Origin of the sequence: Anabaena sp. AL09, assembly GCF_001672255.1 — a bacterium.
GTDB classification, from domain to species: domain Bacteria; phylum Cyanobacteriota; class Cyanobacteriia; order Cyanobacteriales; family Nostocaceae; genus Dolichospermum; species Dolichospermum lemmermannii.
Map to the genome: position 1 here is coordinate 58,334 of NZ_LJOQ01000079.1, position 1,801 is coordinate 60,134.

1 protein-coding gene is annotated in these 1,801 nt (G+C 36.9%); it reads right to left on the reverse strand.

Going from position 1 to position 1,801, the window contains the following annotated elements:
* Nucleotides 1-90: 90 nt before the first annotated feature.
* Nucleotides 91-1,701: a PAS domain-containing sensor histidine kinase gene (locus tag AN490_RS14865; RefSeq protein ID WP_300004745.1), complete on the reverse strand. Its 1,611-nt coding sequence runs from the start codon at nucleotides 1,699-1,701 to the stop codon at nucleotides 91-93.
* Nucleotides 1,702-1,801: the final 100 nt, after the last annotated feature.

Below are 1,801 nucleotides of genomic sequence, written 5' to 3' on the forward strand. Positions count from 1 at the left end.
GGGCGAAGCATTTGGAGAACTATTTTTGGCAATGACCGATAATTTATCTTCCAAATGCTTCGCCCCTACTGACAACTAACAACTGACAACTTACTTGAGGACAAAATTTAATTTTGCCAATAACTCTTCATTAGTATAGGGTTTTGATAAAATTGCTGTAACTTGAGATTCATTATTTGGCTCTAACATATTCTCTATATTGCATCCACTACAAGCAATTATTAGCACCTGGGGGTTGATTTCTTTTAACTTGCAAATGGCGGAATTTCCATTCATTCCTGGCATCATTATATCCATCAATACTACTCTGATTCGATCCTGGTATTGGCTGTAAGTATTAATTGCTTCCACGCCGTTTTTAGCGGTGAGAGTTTGATAGTTATATGCCTCTAAAATGGTTGTTGTAACTTCCCGGATATGGGCTTCATCATCTACTACTAAAATTAGTTCTCCCTGTCCTTGAGATATTTCTTGATGATCGGATTCTAAAGGGGAAACTTCTTGGTTAACTGATGGTAAAAATATCTGAAATACGCTACCAAGTCCAATTTGACTTTCAACATTAATAAACCCCTTATGACTTTTAATAATTCCTAACACTGTTGATAGTCCTAATCCTGTGCCTTTACCAAAATCCTTAGTGGTAAAAAATGGCTCAAATATTCTTTCTAATATTTCCGGTGACATTCCCGTCCCCGTATCTCTAACCGTAATCACAATATAATTCCCAACTGTAGCATGATGATTTATCTGGATCATCTCTTCATCAAGATACAAATTTTCTGTAGAAACAGAGAGACATCCACCGTCGGGCATAGCATCAGCAGCATTAACCACTAAGTTTATTAATACTTGATGCAGTTGGGTTTTATCCGCAAGCACTGTCCATAATTTAGGGTGAATATGCTTAGAAAATGTGATGGATTTGGAAAATGTTTGACTGACCAAGTAGATAATATCGCTGATCAAATCATTAATCTGCACAATCGTCTGTTTGCCTTCAACACCTTTGGCAAAGGATAACAATTGTTTGACTAATTCTGCACCATGTTTTGCATTATTTTCAATAATTGTCAGCATTTGCTGACGACGATCTTTATCTTTTTCTTCAGATAATCTACTACTTTTGAGTAATTGAGCAGATGCTAAAATTGGTGTTAAGATGTTATTGATATCGTGGGCAATACCTCCAGCTAAAGTTCCAATACTTTCCATTCTTTGAGCGCGTAAAGATTGCTCTTCTCGTTGTTTATTTTTTGTAATATCAGTATCTACTGTGAGAATAGATTTAGGTTGTCCATCAGTATCTAACATCAATGTCCAGCGACTTTGAACAATAATTAGTCGGTTTGATTGTGTGTGTTTGCATAACTCACCCTCCCAACTTCCCGATGTAACTACAGTTTTTAGGGGGATTATCTCTTGTTCATGGGAAGTTGAATCGTAAAAAATATCCTTGGGATTCTTACCTAAAACTTCCTGACGTTCCCAACCATATATCCTCTCTGCCCCCTGATTCCAAAAGACGATTTGGGCTTGAAAATCTCGGACAAAAATTGCATCAGTCGCAATATCTAATAGGGCCGCTTGTTCATATATTTGCTGTTGCGTTTGTTTACGTTCAGAAATGTCTCTAGTTGTGCCAATCATGCGGATTGGCTGATCATTTTCGTTACAGTAAACTTTTCCTCTAGAACTCAACCAATGTAGGATAAGTAAGTCGGCGCAAAGAAATCAAACTATGTAAAGATAAGTAAATACGGAAAATCAATCTACTGAGGTGATTAAAATATGGGCGCTC